Below are 16,733 nucleotides of genomic sequence, written 5' to 3'. Positions count from 1 at the left end.
GACCTAAGGAGGACCATATGGGGATTCTGGATGATGCAAAGGATGCCATGAAGTCTGCCGGCGAGAAGATTTCCGACGTCGCAGGCGATGTAAAAGACACCGTTATGGACAAGGCATCCGATGCCAAGGACGCCGTTGCCGACAAGATGGGTGACGCCAAGGACGCTGCCCAGGACAAGCTGGGTGACGCCAAGGACGCCGCCTCCGACAAGATGGACCAGGCCAAGGCCGATGCCAAGGTCGGCAAGGCCAAGGCTGAGCAGGGCGCTACCGAGGCTGTCAACAACGCCAAGGATCAAGTGCGCAACTGACTGGGTCATCTCGACTTCCCCGACCAAACCCCGTTCGCTTTCCCTATTCTCAAGGCGGACGGGGTCTTCTATGTCTGCTGGCTAACCCATGAGCCAAGGTCGATGACACCGCTTTGTGGTAGAAATGGTTGGTTGCCGGGTGTGCGCCATCCGGCCTGTGACGGTGACCGAGACCAGATGGCAAGAGGTGGCTTGTGAACGAGGAACCGGACTTGATCCAGCGCAGCGCCAAGGAGCTGCTCAAGGGGCTCAACGATCGGCAGGCCGAGGCAGTGCAATACCAGGGGCCGGCCCTGCTGATCGGCGCAGGCGCAGGTTCGGGCAAGACCAGGGTGCTGACCCGCAGGATTGCCTGGATTCTCAGCCAGTTCAGCGCCTGGCCCAGCCAGATCCTGGCCATCACCTTCACCAACAAGGCGGCTTCCGAGATGCGCGAGCGTCTGCGCCGGCTGATCGGGCCCGTGGCCGACCGCATGTGGGTGTCCACCTTCCATTCGGCCTGCGTGCGCATTCTGAGGCGGGACGGCAAGGAAATCGGCCTGCGGTCGGGCTTCACCATCTATGACACAGCCGATTCCGAGCGCCTGATCAAACTGATCGGCAAGGATCTCAACATCGATCTGAAGCGCTACACCCCCAGAAACATTCTGAGCCACATCTCCGATTACAAGAACAATTTGCAGGATTGGCGCACACAGCTGCAGGAGTACGCCCCCGACTACCGGCCAGGGCAGCGCGGCCAGCAGATTACCGCCCGCTTCGGCAACGAGGAGGAGCTCTACTCCGTGATCTACGCCGAGTATGAGCATCGGCTGGCTCAGGCCAATGCCGTCGACTTCGACGATCTGATCGTGCGCACGGTCCAGCTGCTCCAGCAGTCCCCGATGGTGGCCCAGTATTACCACCATCGTTTCCGTTACGTGCTGGTGGACGAGTACCAGGACACCAACCATGCCCAGTACGTGCTCATGCGTGAGCTGGCCGGCGCCGATGCTGGCAAGCAGGACCAGGCCTGGATCACCGTGGTGGGGGATTCGGACCAGTCCATCTATGCCTTCCGAGGGGCTGACATCAGCAACATCAGGGACTTCGAAAAGGATTTCCCCGGAGCCCGGACCATCCTTCTGGAGCAGAACTACCGTTCCACCCAGACCATACTGGATGCAGCCAATGCCATCATCGTCAAGAACGAGGGTCGCAAGCCCAAGAAGCTTTGGACCGCCTTGGGCAAGGGGGAGCCCATCGTGGGCTATGCCGCCGACAACGCCCAGCAGGAGGCTGCCTGGATCGCCACCGAGATCGCCCGGCTGCGCAGCGAGGAGGGCATTCCCTACTCCGACATGGCCATCATGTACCGGGCCAACGCCCAGTCCCGCGCCTTGGAGGAGGGGCTCATCAACGCTGGCCTGCCCTATCAGCTGGTGGGTGGGACCCGTTTCTACGAGCGCAAGGAGATCAAGGACGCCTTGGCCTACCTGCACGCCATCGCCAATCCCCAGGACGATGTGAACATGCGGCGGATACTCAACGTGCCCAAGCGGGGCCTGGCGGCACGTGCCGAGGCGGCGGCGACCTCCTATGCGGATCTGCATCAGGTCTCCTTCTGGGAGGGGGTGCAGCATATCGAGGAGGTGCCCGGTGCCTCCACGCTGATGGTCAAGCGGATGAAGGCCTTCAGGGATCTGATTACCTCCCTAACTGACTTTGCCGCAGAACACGATACCAAGCCGTCCCAGATTGTTGAGAAGGTTCTGGAGGAGTCCGGCATGTTGGACGAACTTCGCAAGTCGGTGGATCCGCAGGATGCCTCCAGGCTGGAGAACCTTGGCCAGCTGCAGTCCGTGGCCGCCGAGTTCGAACAGAAGACTCCCGACGCTACTCTGGCGGGCTTCCTGGAGACCACGGCACTGGTAGCCGACTCGGACCAGCTGCCGGGCCTGGGCGACGACTCGGGCAAGGTGACGCTGATGACCCTGCACACGGCCAAGGGCCTGGAGTATCCGGTGGTCTTCCTGACCGGCATGGAACAGGGAACCTTCCCGCACTCTCGCTGCCTTGAGGATACCGATGAGATGCAGGAGGAGCGCCGACTGGCCTATGTGGGCGTGACCCGTGCCAAGCGTCGACTCTATCTGACCCGGGCGGCCGTCCGCTCCCAGTGGGGGCAGGTCAATGAGATGCTGCCCAGCCAATTCCTTGACGACATCCCTGACGATCTGATCGACTGGAAGCGTCGGCAGGCCGGCAATGAGCGGATGCGCGCAGGCTGGGACCTGGGTGACGACGAGGACGAATTCGGCGGCTTCGAGGATGAAAGCGATGGTCGCGCATTCGGTCATCGTTCATTCGGCGGGTTCGGCTCCGGCTTTGGTTCGGCACGCAATGGATACGGGCGCTCGCGGACCTCCTCACAGCGCTCGTTCGGATCATCAGGATATGGTTCTCGTAGCTCCTCCAGAAATGGAAGGGTTACGACCCGGCGGAGCACGACAAGCTCGTCGTCAACCTCACACGCTGGCAGGGCCTCAGCCCAGCCCAAGTCGAATGGACTGTCCATTCAGGACTTCTCCCTGGGGGACAGGGTGGCCCATGACCAGTATGGCCTGGGCAAGGTGGTCGATATTCAGGACAAGGGGCATAACTCGGTCCTGACCGTGGACTTCGGTTCCGAGGGGACCAAGAGGCTGATGCTGCGTTTGGCGCCGATCGAAAAGCTCTAAAGGATCGAGACTCCAAAAACTGTATGCTCACGACTCTTGTGAAGAGAGCCATTCCACAGCGAGTTGGGTGCGGTTGGCCAGGTTGGTCTTGGCCAGGATGGCGGAGATGTGATTGCGGACGGTGCCCTCGCTGAGATAGAGACGCCTGGCGATGGCCTGGTTATCGAGGCCGTCGGCCACCAGAGCGACGATTTCACGTTCGCGGTCAGTCAGGGTTTGGAAGCGCCGGGGAACAGACTCAGCTGTATCCTTTGTATCCTTTCGCGCCTGCTTCTCCTTTTCGCCAAGCGATAGGTTGGCAACGGCTTCAGCTCCAAGAACCGTCTGACCGGCCATGACGGCTTGGAGGGCCGGCACCACTGAGGCCACGTCCTGCTTGATCACATAGCCCTTGGCACCTAAGGCCAGTGCGCGGGAAATATACTCCTTGTCTGCAAAGGTGGTCAGAAAGAGCACCCGGGCAGTCGAATCCATGGCGAGGATGTGCTCCGCCGCCTCCAGGCCATCCATGCCAGGCATCTGCACATCAAGAAGCAGCACGTCAGGCCTGCCGCCAGCTGTCTGAAAACTCTCGAGGGCTGATTGTCCGTCATTGGCGGTCCAGAGCACATCTGCAGTACCGGTTGCCGTCAAAATCGTTGACAGGGACGAGCAGACGATCGGATCGTCATCAGCGATAGCGACTTTCATGCCATGACCTTCTTATCTTCTACATGCTCAGCTGTGCTGCGGTCGGACCAGGGTTCCTTAGGCAAGGATACGAAAACCTTCCATCCTTGTCGGTTGGGACCGCTGTTAGCCGTGCCGCCCAAGGCTCTGGCCCTGGCTTCCATATCGGCCAGCCCCATGCCGCGCTGGAGCTCTGGCTCCTTTCGGTGCGAGCTGTCTGGCTGTGATTGCTGAATGCCGCCGTCGTCCTGTACCACCATCTGCCAGAAGGCTGGGAGGTCGCGTAGAATGACCTGTGCCGACCTGGCTGAAGAATGGCGGACCGTGTTGGTAAGGGCCTCGCGGACGATGGTGGCCAGGCAACGGCACACTGGTGCAGGAGCCGTCTCGATGCCGTTGTTCAGATCGACCTTTAGCCGCCCCATAGAAGCCTCGGAGCTGGCATCCTCCATCTGGGATGCGAAGTCGGTGCCTGCATCTTCCAAGTCATGCACCGAACGACGGATTGTGGTCATGGCCTCATCCAAAGTCTTGCCGACATCGTCCAGTATCTGCTCGGTACTCTGATCGCCCTTGCTCTGCGCAACCACCCGGCCAGCCTGGATCTGCATGATGGCTCGGGTAAGCAGGTGGCCTACATTGTCATGGATATCTCGCGCGATCCGGGTCCGCTCGGATAAGTGCGCCATTTGGGTCGCATGGGCCCGCTCTTCGTCCAGGTCGTTGATGCGGCCGTGCAGTTGGCGAATCCGGTAGCGCTCGGTGTCTTCAATCTGCCAGACACGATCCTTAGCCACGGCCAAGTGTGCACATGCCAGTCCGCCGCCTTGCGCCAGTGCTGATGTCAGCAAAGCCAGCAGGGCATAGCGCTGGGTGAGGCCTGTAAATAATATGAGGTCGGCCATGGCCGGTATCAGCCAAAAGAATGTCGGTAGCAAGGCCAAGAGCAGCCTGGGCCGAGCCAGCCCGGAGTCCTTGGCTCGGGAATCTTTCATGCCGGCTGATCTGGTAGCCGGAACCATAGCTCCGAGTCCGACCCCCGCCTCGAAGGCCAGGGTTGGCAAGAAGAAAAGCCAGTCTGGAATGAACGTTGCCAAAAGCGACACCAGAGCACCGCCCCAGATGGAACCTGGCGCTGGCAGCAGCCATTCACACAGGGCTCCTGCGGCTATTGAGGCCAGAAGCCCGGCGATCAGGGTTCCTGAAACCCCTGAACCGTACCATGATCCGCACAAGGTCCCCAGACCAAGCAGGATCAGCCAGCCAGCTATCCTGCCCATGAATGCCTCCTTGCCCTGTTGCCTATTGCCTCAAATAATAATTCTCGGGCTACCCGTTCCTGAGCCTAGGCGCAGGCAGGACCACCCGTGACAAATGTCATAGGTTTGATTTGAGCATCCACAACATTGATGACGGCTGTCATGGTGTTGGGCCAGTCCTGGCTGGGATGATGGAGTTATGAACAGTTCACGTGAGCAAGAGCCGGCCTTGCAGGTCAGCGGATTGGTGAAGCGCTACGGTGACATGGTGGCCTTGGACCACTTCGACATGGAAGTCAGTCGAGGTGAAGTATTCGGACTGCTCGGCCCCAATGGTTCAGGCAAGTCAACCGCCATCAACTGCATACTGGCCCTGCTCAGCTTTGAATCGGGGACGGTTCGGATATTCGGGCAGGAGATGACCCCGACCTCCTACGACCTGAAAAGTCATATCGGCGTGGTTCCACAGAATGTGGCCGTCTTCAACGAACTGAGCGTGCAGGAGAACATCGACTATTTTTGCTCCCTCTATGTGCCCAAGAAGGCCGACCGCAAGAATCTGGTCGAGCAGGCCATCGACTTCGTGGGGCTGGGCGACTTCCGTAAGTTCCGACCCGGCAAACTGTCTGGCGGTCTGCTGCGCAGGCTCAACATCGCCTGTGGCATCGCCCACCAGCCCGACCTCATTTTCTTTGACGAGCCCACCGTCGCTGTTGATCCCCAGAGCCGCAACGCCATCCTGGAGGGCATCGAACGGCTGAATGCCCAGGGGGCCACGGTGGTTTACACCAGCCATTACATGGAGGAGGTGGAGCAGATCTGTACACGGATCATGATCATGGACCACGGCCGTCAAATTGCCCTGGGCACTGCCGAGGAGCTCAAGGGCATGGTCCAGGCCGGCGAGCAGGTCACCGTCGAGACCTTGGATCTTCAGGACTCCACTCTGGCCCAGATTCGTGCCCTGCCCCTGGCCCAGTCCGTCGACTATGACGGCAAGGAACTGGTCATCCACTGCCGCCAGGGCGAGCACAACCTGCAGGATGTATTGACGGTCCTGGAATCCACCCAGACCAGCTACGGCCACCTGACCAGCCGTCCGCCATCCCTGAACGACGTGTTCCTGGAACTGACCGGCAAGGAACTGCGCGACTGAGCGCGGTCCCTAGGTTCAATTGCCGTAAGGAGCACCTATCTATGTGGAACTCATTCCTGATCAACGTCAAGACCTCGATACGCAACACCTCCTCCCTATTCTGGGTTCTGGCCTTCCCGGTCATTCTGGCCGCTCTGATGCTGGGCATCATGGGCAACCTGCAAGACAGTTACACTGCCGAGGCGCAGCACTTCGCCATAGTCTCGGATGCCAACTGGAAAGCCAGCCCAGGTGCTGACGAACTGGTCTCATCACTATCGAAGAAGCCCAAGGCTGGGTCCGACGACACTCAGCTGCTTATCCCGACGACAGTAGCTACCAAAGCCGAAGCAAACACGCGTCTGGATAGCCGGAAGGATATTGGTTACCTGTACGCGGGCCCTGACGGACTGGTCAACATGGTCCTGTCCGACCGCGAAGCCGCCAGTATCCAATCCGATGCAACCGCCTCAGAAGGCATAGCGGTCTCCATTCTGTCCGCCTCGCTGGGCAGTTTCAACCAGGCCAACTCCGCAAGGGCAGCCATTGCCTCACCAAGCAACCAAATTCTGCTGCAATACGGCGGACAGACCTACACCAAGCAAATCCGCCTGACGCACATCCACCCTTCTATGACCGCGCCCTACTTCTTCGCTGTGCTCGCTATGGCCTGCCTTATCGGTGCCAGCACCGCAGCCGAGATGATAGCCAAGACTCAGCCCAACCTTTCCGCTCTGGGAGCCCGACGGGCCAGCTCTCCCAGTCCCAAGTGGCGGCAGGCAGCGGGCGCCTTTCTGGCCTCATGGCTTTTCTCAGCCATCAGCCTCCTGGTCGCCTACATCTTCGTCCGCACAGTCTGTGGAGTGCAAACCGGCGGTCGTGACCCGATAGCCCTCATAGCCATCGCTGTGGGCACCTTTATGGCCACCGCTTTTGGTTCTATGATGGGCGCGATTCCCAAACTCCCCACAGAAACGAAGGTTGGTCTGGTTATAGGCATCGACTGCACGCTGAGTGCCTTTATCGGCCTCTACGGCAGCCTGGCTATGGACCTGAACAATGCCATCCAGGAGCATGCCCCCATCCTTCATCTGCTCAACCCGGTCAAGCAGGTCTCCAACCTCTTTTACGACATCGTGTACTACGACAGCCTGGCACCCTTCGTCCGCACCTGCGGCATTCTGGTCACTATGGCTGCCATCTTCCTGGCCATCTGTGGTCTGCTCCTAAGGAAACAACGGTATGAATACTTGTAAAACAGCACTGCGCGTGATCTGGGCGCATAAGTTCTACCTCCTCCTGTATTTGGTGGGCATGAGCCTGATCATGATTGTCATCGGTTCCACGAACATGCAGGCCGCGGTACGTGCCAATACCTCAAGCTCGGTTGGTCGCTTTGAACCTGCGCAGGCGAAAATAGTCGTTATCGACCGAGACTGCGATAACCAGGCTGGTTGCGCAATGGGCCAGGGTCTGGAGCAGTATCTGGGAAAGTCGGCCCAATTGGTGACAGTCAAAGATGAGCCTCAAGCCCTGCAGGACGCCAATGTATCCGGTAAAAGCGATTTGACCGTTATCATCCCAGCCGGGTATGGCCAACGGTTCCTTGATGCGCTTGAAGACACTGCTGCCCAAGCTCACAGCGACGGTAAAACACCGAGTTTTCCTAAAGTTGAGACGGCTGCCTCCTATAATTCCAGCCGTGGCAGTCTGGCACAATTGCAGGTGGACAGTTATTTTGATGCTCTTCGTACTGCCTTGCTGACGGGTCTATGTCAAAACGGTTCGATGGAGCTGCATTCATATGCAGCGGTCAAGGATGCGGCTACCTATGTTGTGGCACACTATGCCGGCAACCAGCCACATGTGGGCATCCATGCCAGCCCCAAGACTGATAACCATGGAGCTTTGTTGAAAGGCTTCGTCACGATAGTCGGCCTGGCCGCCTTTCCCCTGATGACGGCATTGACGGTCTGCGTTGCCACGCTCTTCGGAGCTTTCAGTTCTCCCGACCGACATCGACGTCTGCTTGCCTCTCCAGTGCGGTCAAGCAGCCTGAATGGACAGGAGCTCACGGCAGCGCTCATCCTGGCTGGCTTCTCCTGGGTATACTACGTGGCACTCGTTGCCTTCAGCATGGCGGCATCGGGGGTGTCCTTGGCTTCCCTTGGCTGGGGGAGGGTGCTGCTGAGCTTTTTCGTCATGCTGGTATTCGCTGTATCGGCGGCATCCTTTGGATTCATGCTTGCTCAGTTCAATCCTTCTTCTTCGCTCATAAACTCGGTCGGGGTCACCTTCGGGCTTGTGGTTATGTTTACCTCCGGGTCAAGTTCCGGCGGCCCCCTGCCTCCGGTCATGCAGACGATCGGCAAACTGACGCCGGGCTGGTGGTACAACACTGCAGTCCAATCAATCATGGATTCGAGCGCAGCAGGTTTGGCCTCCTGGGGTCTTCCGCTGACCGTGGTTGCCCTCTTCGCGCTGGCCTATGCCTGTGTCGGCCTTATGGTCTCACGCCTGACACGCACTCGGGCCACCCTGGTCGCTCCTGTCAGCTCCGACCCCAGTATGATCGGGTAGTTTTTCCGCATTCATATCATCTTTCTGTCAACGGTTTTGCTTAGGGTAATCTATCGAATATAAAATAATTTTGGATAATAGAGCCAAACCAAATGCAGCACAACTGAAGAAGTAAATGATATGAACATACTCGTTATTCAAGGATCACCCTATGGAGGTAGTTTCAGCCATACCAACGCCCAGGCTTATGCACAAGCTGCCCGGCGTAAGGGCCACACGGTCGCAATGATCGACCTCAGCCAGGAAGATTTTGACCCAGTGCTTCGCTACGGCTATGCCAAGCACATGGAGGACGAATCAGCGCCTAAGCGTTATCAAAACATGGTTGCCCGAGCCGATCATCTGGTCTTCGTCTTCCCCATTTGGTGGGCGAGCGAACCGGCCATCCTCAAGGGCTGGCTGGACAGGGTACTCACACCCCAATTTGCCTACCGATATGAGAGCAGCCTTAAATCGGAGGGATTGCTCAAAGGCAAGACGGCGCAAATCATCAGTAGCAGCCATGGGCCGGCCTTCGTCTCCAAGATGTATGGCTCCACCGTGACCCGATGGAAATACTCCATCTTAAAATTCTGCGGTATCAAATTCACTGGGGCCAGCATTCTAGGCCGCATCGACTCGAAGGTTGATACACCTGAACGCCGCGAAGCTTTCACTCGGAAGATTTGCAAGACAGTACCCTCGGCGAAATAAGGCCTGTCAGCCTTGTTGAGATGTGTTTGTGTCTTCGTCGCTAAGTGATGGACCTTTGGTCGTCAATGGCGAAAAGTGTCGGTGTGGCATTCAAAGGACATACGCCATGTCAGTCATTCGTCCGGTTTCATGGCCATCCTGGCGATTAGACATGTCAGCAGTGTCACCATGACCACTCCAGCGATGATCAGGGTCATAGGGCAGTGGTCGATCAGCGGCCCGAAGGCGGCCTGTCCCAGCGGAATCGCGCACATGCATAGACTGTTGGTCAGTCCAATTACCTTGCCTATCAGTCTTGCGGGGGTGTGAATCTGTTCATAGGACAGGGAAGTGATGTTGACCGTCTGCACCATTCCCGCAGCCAGAGCCATGCATCCGGTTACCAGTGCGAAGAGGACATGTGTAGGCGAATGCATGAGCAATCCTGCTGCAATGGGAAGGAGAACCAAGGCGCTGCCCGAGAGCAACATGGGTATCCGTCGCAGATAGAACCAGGCTGGACGGATGGATACGAGAATGGCTCCAAGCAGGCTCCCGCAGGCCAGTATTCCCTCGGCCAGTCCCTGCATGGCATTACTTAGACCCAGCGTGCGAGTGACCATATAGGGCAGGGCCACGTTGACATAGGATGCAAAGATGAGGTTGGCCGCCAGGCTGAGTCCTATGACCACTTTGAGGTTGCCATGCCTGACCAGAAATTGTGTAGCCTCTTTCGTGTCAGCGACCAGATGGCTCACCAGTGCTTTTGGGCCTTGGGAGGGGCCTTGTGCTGGTTCGGGAATTCTGACGGCGATCCTGATCCAGGCAGCCGACAGAAGGCAGGCCAGGGCGGAAACCCCGACTACCTGCATGATTCCGAAGAATCCCATGACCATGCCAGCCAATACTGGTCCGATCATTCCCACCAGGGAGATCGCCTGGGAAACCAGGGCCGATGCGCGGGTCAGGTCTTTGCTGTCTACCAGGCAGTGAAGGGCTGCTTGCACCGTTGGGCTGTAACAGGCCCTGTAGGCATTGACCAGCATCATGCAGGTCACAGTCAAAAAAATTGGGTCAATCTTGTGGCTGATCAGGATATATAAGAAGGCAGTCAACGCTGAGAGAATGTCCAGGACTGCCATGGTGGACTGCTTGTGCAGCCGGTCGGCCAGAGCTCCGCCCAGAGGCGTCAGGAGTATGGATGGAAGGACGGCCATAGCGGAGGCCATGCCGTAGAGGGATGCCGATCCTGAGATGTTCAGCAAATGAAGCGGAAGGGCGAAGACCAAACATGTCTGCCCGAGATTGGAGAGAATCTCAGTCGTCAGAAGAGCAAGGAATGGCGGTGCCAGCAGTCCTTTGCTTGAGGTTTGGGCCTGATCGGGCGAGCTCATATCCCGGCTTCGCCTCGGGCGTCGGTGCCGAAGGATGCGAGCAGGTCGGAGAATCCCTGGTCCTCCAGGGGGATGCCCAAGCCTTGCATAATTGAGAAAAAGCAAGCGGCTCTGGTGCGCAGCTCAGCCTGTGTTCCCTGGCGAAAGAAGGGCAGCAGCCACATGTTGGCCAGCAACCGGAAAATCTCTGCGGTTTCTTCGATATGGTCTACATGCATTGAGCCATCCTGATTGCCCTCTTTGACCAGGTCGACAAAGTCGTTCCGCTCATCCACCAAGGCGGTAAATTCCATGCCGATCATCTTGGGATTGGCCTTTGGGTTGAATTTGCGGAACATCAGGTCCGCGGCCTTCAGTCTCTTGCGCGCTCGCTCAGGGGAGAAGAGCGACTGCAGCTGTTCCAATGCCGTGCCGTGCTTCGACCCGGCATTGGTCTTGCTGGTCTCCTCGCTCATGGTGTTCATCAACCTGTCGGCCACAGCATCGAAGAGGTCTTCCTTGGATCGAAAATGGTGGTAGACGGCCCCCTTGCTCAAGCCCCCGGTTGCATCGATGATGTCCTGCATGCTGGTTTTGTCGTAGCCCTGGCTGGTGAAGAGTTCAGTGGCGGCTTCGATGATTCTCTCCTGCGTCAGCTCTGGATGTGCGTTGCGGGCCATGGTCGTCTTCCTTTCAGGACATCGGGTTGAATATTCATTGATCGGTAGGGGAGTCCAAGCCTTGAATCAATATCATACCGACCGTTGGTATGAATATATCACAACATACATGTACTCCCAGGTCGGGCTCATGTGGTTTAATAAACACTTGGTTTGCGTATTTGTGCGCGAACCTATCTGGAGTCTCAGCCCATCAATGGGTCGGCGGCCGCAAGGTCGTTCGTGCTTGGCACGGTGAAGCATTGGAGAGGCCTGACTCGACGGTTCCGACCGTCTTCGTTCAGATAACGACAGAAGCAAGTAAGGATTGCATCAATGACTAACATTCAGCGTGCGCGTCGCCAGGTCCGCCTGTCCCGCGCTCTGGGCATCGCCCTGACGCCCAAGGCCCAGCGCCTGTTCGAGAAGCGTCCCTATGGCCCCGGCGAGCACGGTCGCAGCCGCCGTCGCACCGAGTCCGATTACGCCGTCCGTCTGCGGGAGAAGCAGAGGCTGCGCGCCCAGTACGGCGTCTCCGAGAAGCAGCTGCGCGCCGCCTATGAGCGGGGCACCCACGAGTCCGGCCAGACCGGTGCCGCCATGCTCCGCGAGCTGGAGTGCCGCCTGGACAACCTGGTCCTGCGCGCCGGCATCGCCCGCACCACCGCCCAGGCCCGCCAGTACGTGGTTCACCGCCACATCCTGGTCGACGGCAACATCGTGGATCGTCCCTCCTACAGGGTCAAGCCCGGCCAGACCATCCAGGTCAAGCCCAAGAGCCAGACCATGGTACCCTTCCAGATTGCCGCCGAAGGCGTCCACCGGGATGTGCTGCCCGCAGTTCCCGGCTACCTGGACGTGGACCTGGCTTCTCTGAAGGCCAGCCTGGTCCGCAGGCCTGAGCCGGAGGAGATCCCGGTTCAGATCAACATTCAGTACGTGGTCGAGTTCTACGCTCGCTGACCACCAGGAACTTTGGGGCCCCGGTTCGTCCGGGGCCCTTTGTGTGTCAGGATCTGCCACTCCTTCCGAGGTATGGGTGGGATAATAGGGACATGTTGCTCCATCTGTATGCCGTCCGCCATGGGCAGACCTATTTCAATCGTTACAACCGTCTCCAAGGCTGGTCCAACTCACCCTTGACCTCATCGGGGCTGGAGGATGCCGACCGTGCGGGCCAGAAATTGAGCAAGGTGAGCTTTGCGGCAGCCTACTGCTCGGACACCACACGCGCCCAGGAGACAGTCCGCAGGATCCTGGCCCAGAACCAGTCGGAGAAGAAGCCCGAACCGGTCAGCGACAGTCACTTCCGCGAGCAGTTCTACGGCTACTTCGAGGGGCAGGACATGGCCATGGCCTGGTGGGCTGCAGGCGCGCCCCATGGAGCAGGCACCTACCAGCAGATCGTGGACCAGTTCGGTCTGGCCGCCACCAGGGACTTCCTCAAGCAGGCCGATCCCTTTGGCGATGCCGAGTCCGACAGCGAGTACTGGACTCGCATTGCCGGCGGATTCGCCCTGATTGGCGCCGACCAGCATGTAAAGGATGGCGACCGCGTCCTGCTGATCTCGCACGGCAACACCTTGCTCAGTCTGGTCAACCGCTTCGGCGGCGGGCGTTACGACACCAGCAGTCGCCCAAGCAATGGAAGTGTCACCATATTCGACTTCGATACGGAGGCTCCCTTTGAGCGGGCCCTCCAGGTTCGGTCCTTCAATCAATGAACCGGCTTCAATAGGCCAGTCATGGCCTGGACTGATAGACGGCGCGTGCTAGCGTTGTCCCCAGTATCGTACCAATGGAAGAGAGGTAGCAGATGGACGTAGGACAGATTGCCGGCCTGATAGCGGCCATTGCCTTCGCTATCCTGGCGGGGTTTCTGATCTATCCCCTGATTCGTCTGGGGAAGCTCTTCGATCAGCTGGCGCAGACCATCAAGCAGGCGGGCGACCATGTGGTGCCCACCCTGGACGAGTCCACCAGCACGGTCACCCAGCTCAACCAGACTCTGACTGACGTCAATCGCATCTCCGCAGCGGCTTCGACCACGGCAGGCAACGTGGGCGCCCTGACCGACCTGTATGGATCAATGTTGGGCAAGCCGGTCATCAAAGTGGCGGCCTTCTTCTACGCCCTGCGCAAGACGATCTCGTCATTCCTTTCAGGAGGCCGCAACAGCGCCGAATCCAAGCCTTCCACCGCACAAAAGTCCACCGCACAAAAGGCCAATGAGGGCCAAGGGAACGAGGGGAGGACCCGCTGATGTTCAAACGGATCTTCTGGATGGGGCTGGGCGTCACGGCAGGCGTGGTCCTGGTGACCAAGGCCGAGGCCTATGTGAGGGCCAATACCCCCAAGCGTGCAAGGGAATTCGTGCTGGGCGAGGACCAGGATCAGGTGGCCTCACGGACCCTGTCCGGCCTGGTGCGCCAGTTCACCCAGACGATGCACCAGCGGCAGGACGAGCTGGACCGCCGCTATCTGGATCGTTTCCAGGGCTGAGCCTGGGGCGGACAGGCCAGGACAGATGGGCCTGGCCGGTGTAAAATCACCATATTCAGCTATGAGTCCGGAGTGCGGGCGACTTGTTCGCGCCCTGGGCAACCGAGTCATTTGGACAACCCGTAATCCCCTCGGCATTCAACGGGTCTGAAGGAGCAGAAGCAGCATGCGCACATCGGAAATCGCCAAGCGTTTCCTCGATTATTTCCAGGGCAAGGATCATCTGGTGGTTCCCTCCGCCTCCCTGATCTCGCCCAATCCCACCACGCTCTTCACCATCGCTGGCATGGTTCCCTTCATCCCCTACCTGCTGGGGGAGCAGACCCCGCCCAAGAGCCGGATGGCCAGCAACCAGAAGTGCGTGCGCACCCTGGACATCGACGAGGTTGGCAAGACCACCCGTCATGGCACCTTCTTCCAGATGCTGGGCAACTTCTCCTTCGGGGACTACTTCAAGGAGGAGGCCATCCACTACGCCTGGGACCTGCTGACCAAGCCTCAGGACCAGGGCGGCTACGGCTTCGATCCCGAAACGATCTGGGTGACCACCTACACCGACGATGAGGAGGCCCGATCCCTCTGGAAGAACGAGGGCTTCGACCCCGAGCACATGGAAATCCTGGGCATGGAGGACAACTTCTGGACCACTGGCGGCCCCGGCCCCGGCGGCCCCTGCTCCGAAATCTATGTGGACCGCGGCCCAGCTTATGGCAAGGAGGGCGGTCCCTCGGCAGACGAGAACCGATACATCGAGATCTGGGATCTGGTCTTCGAAAACTATGAGGTGGACAACGTCCGATCCAAGACTGACCTGCACATCGTAGGCGAGCTGGAGCACAAGAACATCGACACCGGCGCCGGACTGGAGCGTCTGGCCTACCTGCTCCAGGGCAAGCAGAACATATACGAGACCGACGAGGTCTACCCCGTCATCCAGGCGGCCGAGAGTCTGTCTGGCCGGCACTACGGTGACAATGCCCAGGATGACGTGCGCTTCCGTGTGGTGGCGGACCATGTGCGCTCGGCCCTGATGATCATGAGCGACGGCGTTCGCCCCAGCAACGTCGGCCGCGGCTATGTGCTGCGCCGTCTGCTGCGCCGGACCATCCGCTCCATGAAGATGCTGGGCGTGGATCAGGAGGTTCTACCCCAGCTCTTCCCGGTCTCCAAGGAGGCCATGGCCCCCAGCTACCCAGAGCTCAACGACACCTTCTCCGATGTTGCCGAATCAGCCTACGGCGAGGAGTTGGCCTTCCGCCGGACCCTGGACAAGGGGACCACCATTCTGGATACGGCCGTCAACAAGGCCAAGAGCGGGAAGGGTGAGCCCGAGGTCTCCGGCAAGGACGCCTTCACCCTGCATGACACTTATGGGTTCCCCATCGAACTGACCCTGGAGATGGCCGCCGAGCAGGGCGTCAAGGTGGATCAGGACGAGTTCCGAAAGCTGATGAACGAGCAGAAGTCCAGGGCCCGCGCCGATGCCATGAAGAAGCGGCACAACGTGGACCTGAGCGTCTACGACGACATGCGCAAGAGTCTGGACGAGCCTCAGGTCTTCCTTGGATACACCGACTTCTCCAGCCGCTCGACAGTCCTGGGCATCATCAAGGAGGGCAAGGGAGCGGTTCCGGCCGTCAAGGCACCTGCCCAGGTTGAGGTTATTCTGGACCGCTCGCCCTTCTACGCCGAGGCCGGTGGTCAGTTGGCCGACCAGGGTGAGATTCTGACCGACGATGGGGCCGTGCTAGAGGTGGACGACGTGCAGAAGCCCATCAAGGGTCTGACTGTTCACCGTTGCCGGCTGACCGAGGGGACGCTGATGCTGCAGGCCAAGGTCACCGCCACCATCGACCGAAACCGGCGTGGAGCCATCGCCCGTTCGCACACGGCCACGCACATGGTCCACAAGGCCCTGCGCGAGGAGCTGGGCCCCCAGGCCACCCAGCGCGGATCCGAGGATGCGCCCAACAGGCTGCGCTTTGACTTCCAGTGGTCGCAAGCCCCCAGCCGTCAGGCCATGGATGCGGTGGAAGCCCGTGTCAACGACCGGTTGCGTGACAACTTGGCCGTCACCACCCAAGAGATGAAGTATGACGATGCCATCGCCCTGGGTGCCATGCACCTGTTTGGAGAGAAGTACGGCGACGTGGTCCGTGTGGTCTCCATAGGCGAGGACGGCTGGAGCCGGGAGCTCTGCGGGGGAACCCATGTTGATCACGTGGGCAAGATCGGCGCGGTCTCCATCATGTCCGAGGCCTCGGTGGGCACCGGCGTTCGCCGCGTTGATGCTGTAGTAGGCCAGGGGGCCTACGAGTACAACGCTCGTGAGCATGCGCTGGTCTCACAGCTCTCAGACAAGCTCAACGCCCGCCCTGACGAGCTGGAGTCCAGAATCTCGGCCCTGCTGGCCAAGCTCAAGGAGTCTGACCGCCGACTGGCGGCCACCTATGAGCAGCAGATGGCCCAGGCTGTGCCCGAACTGGCCAACCAGGCCTTGCATGCCCCGGAAGATGTCAAGATCGCATCCCGGAATATGGGCCGTTTCGGTTCTGTGGATGCCCTCCGCAAGACGGTGACCGACCTGCGGGCCCGCATGGGCGAGGAATACCCGGTTGTGGTCGCCCTGGCCGGTGTCAGCGAGGATGAGAAGCCTGTCATCTTCGTAGCCACCAACCAGGCGGCCCGTGATCGCGGTCTCAGGGCCGGCGACCTGGTCAGGACAGCCTCCAAGGTCCTGGGAGGCGGCGGTGGAGGCAAGCCTGACTTCGCCCAGGGTGGCGGTCAGGATGCCTCGGCCATTGATCGGGCCTTGAAGGCCCTGAGTGATCAGGTCCGAGAGGGCTGAGCTTC

The 16,733-nt window shown here is 59.5% G+C and carries 15 protein-coding genes; 11 read left to right on the top strand and 4 right to left on the bottom strand.

Annotation, left to right across the window (positions count from 1 at the left end; all coding sequences use genetic code 11):
* The first annotated feature begins 17 nt into the window (after window positions 1-17).
* On the top strand, window positions 18-311 hold the full coding sequence (locus CI601_RS06375) for a hypothetical protein (RefSeq protein ID WP_046322990.1): 294 nt from the start codon (window positions 18-20) through the stop codon (window positions 309-311).
* 194 nt (window positions 312-505) lie between these two features.
* Window positions 506-3,031, top strand: a complete 2,526-nt coding sequence (locus tag CI601_RS06370; protein ID WP_121914739.1) for a UvrD-helicase domain-containing protein — start codon at window positions 506-508, stop codon at window positions 3,029-3,031.
* A gap of 27 nt (window positions 3,032-3,058) precedes the next feature.
* On the opposite strand, the gene CI601_RS06365 is transcribed toward CI601_RS06370, so the two are convergent.
* Together CI601_RS06365 and CI601_RS06360 are read right to left on the bottom strand one after the other, a co-directional pair.
* The gene (locus tag CI601_RS06365; protein ID WP_121914738.1) at window positions 3,059-3,721 is read right to left on the bottom strand and encodes a response regulator transcription factor; all 663 of its coding nucleotides are present in this window, start codon (window positions 3,719-3,721) and stop codon (window positions 3,059-3,061) included.
* Window positions 3,718-4,980, bottom strand: a complete 1,263-nt coding sequence (locus CI601_RS06360; RefSeq protein WP_121914737.1) for a sensor histidine kinase — start codon at window positions 4,978-4,980, stop codon at window positions 3,718-3,720. The genes CI601_RS06365 and CI601_RS06360 overlap by 4 nt, the downstream gene beginning before the upstream one ends.
* Window positions 4,981-5,158: 178 nt before the next feature.
* Between CI601_RS06360 and CI601_RS06355 the strand changes: the two genes are divergently transcribed.
* The 4 genes from CI601_RS06355 to CI601_RS06340 all read left to right on the top strand — a co-directional run bounded on the left by CI601_RS06355 (window position 5,159) and on the right by CI601_RS06340 (window position 9,367).
* Complete coding sequence (locus tag CI601_RS06355; RefSeq protein WP_121914736.1) at window positions 5,159-6,115, top strand: ABC transporter ATP-binding protein; 957 nt, start codon at window positions 5,159-5,161, stop codon at window positions 6,113-6,115.
* A gap of 41 nt (window positions 6,116-6,156) precedes the next feature.
* Window positions 6,157-7,350, top strand: coding sequence for an ABC transporter permease (locus CI601_RS06350; protein ID WP_121914735.1), 1,194 nt, complete (start codon window positions 6,157-6,159; stop codon window positions 7,348-7,350).
* Complete coding sequence (locus CI601_RS06345; protein WP_121914734.1) at window positions 7,337-8,674, top strand: ABC transporter permease; 1,338 nt, start codon at window positions 7,337-7,339, stop codon at window positions 8,672-8,674. The genes CI601_RS06350 and CI601_RS06345 overlap by 14 nt, the downstream gene beginning before the upstream one ends.
* A 120-nt stretch (window positions 8,675-8,794) precedes the next feature.
* Window positions 8,795-9,367, top strand: coding sequence for an NAD(P)H-dependent oxidoreductase (locus tag CI601_RS06340; RefSeq protein ID WP_121914733.1), 573 nt, complete (start codon window positions 8,795-8,797; stop codon window positions 9,365-9,367).
* Window positions 9,368-9,480: 113 nt separating this feature from the next.
* Here the strand turns inward: CI601_RS06340 and CI601_RS06335 are convergent, their stop codons facing one another.
* Entirely contained in the window at window positions 9,481-10,740 is a 1,260-nt protein-coding gene (locus CI601_RS06335; protein ID WP_121914732.1) for an MFS transporter, read from the bottom strand.
* Window positions 10,737-11,399 carry a TetR/AcrR family transcriptional regulator gene (locus CI601_RS06330; protein WP_121914731.1) on the bottom strand — a complete coding sequence of 221 codons (663 nt, stop codon included), beginning with the start codon at window positions 11,397-11,399 and terminating at the stop codon, window positions 10,737-10,739. Before CI601_RS06330 ends, CI601_RS06335 begins: the two co-directional genes overlap by 4 nt.
* Before the next feature lie 315 nt (window positions 11,400-11,714).
* Here CI601_RS06330 and rpsD point away from each other — a divergent pair, with 315 nt between their 5' ends.
* The 5 genes from rpsD to alaS all read left to right on the top strand — a co-directional run bounded on the left by rpsD (window position 11,715) and on the right by alaS (window position 16,728).
* Window positions 11,715-12,341, top strand: coding sequence for a 30S ribosomal protein S4 (gene rpsD, locus CI601_RS06325; protein ID WP_121914730.1), 627 nt, complete (start codon window positions 11,715-11,717; stop codon window positions 12,339-12,341).
* A 92-nt stretch (window positions 12,342-12,433) separates the two neighbouring features.
* Window positions 12,434-13,102 carry a histidine phosphatase family protein gene (locus CI601_RS06320; RefSeq protein ID WP_121914729.1) on the top strand — a complete coding sequence of 223 codons (669 nt, stop codon included), beginning with the start codon at window positions 12,434-12,436 and terminating at the stop codon, window positions 13,100-13,102.
* A gap of 92 nt (window positions 13,103-13,194) precedes the next feature.
* Window positions 13,195-13,641, top strand: a complete 447-nt coding sequence (locus CI601_RS06315) for a DUF948 domain-containing protein (protein WP_024627395.1) — start codon at window positions 13,195-13,197, stop codon at window positions 13,639-13,641.
* Window positions 13,641-13,880: a hypothetical protein gene (locus CI601_RS06310; protein ID WP_024627396.1), complete on the top strand. Its 240-nt coding sequence runs from the start codon at window positions 13,641-13,643 to the stop codon at window positions 13,878-13,880. Before CI601_RS06315 ends, CI601_RS06310 begins: the two co-directional genes overlap by 1 nt.
* Window positions 13,881-14,046: 166 nt before the next feature.
* The gene (gene alaS, locus CI601_RS06305; protein ID WP_121914728.1) at window positions 14,047-16,728 is read left to right on the top strand and encodes an alanine--tRNA ligase; all 2,682 of its coding nucleotides are present in this window, start codon (window positions 14,047-14,049) and stop codon (window positions 16,726-16,728) included.
* Window positions 16,729-16,733 lie beyond the last annotated feature (5 nt).

Source organism: Bifidobacterium sp. wkB344 (assembly GCF_003688305.1).
In the GTDB taxonomy this organism is placed as follows: domain Bacteria; phylum Actinomycetota; class Actinomycetes; order Actinomycetales; family Bifidobacteriaceae; genus Bombiscardovia; species Bombiscardovia mizhiensis.
Note: the sequence above shows the minus strand (reverse complement) of the source record. Positions and strands in the feature narration are given on the sequence as shown.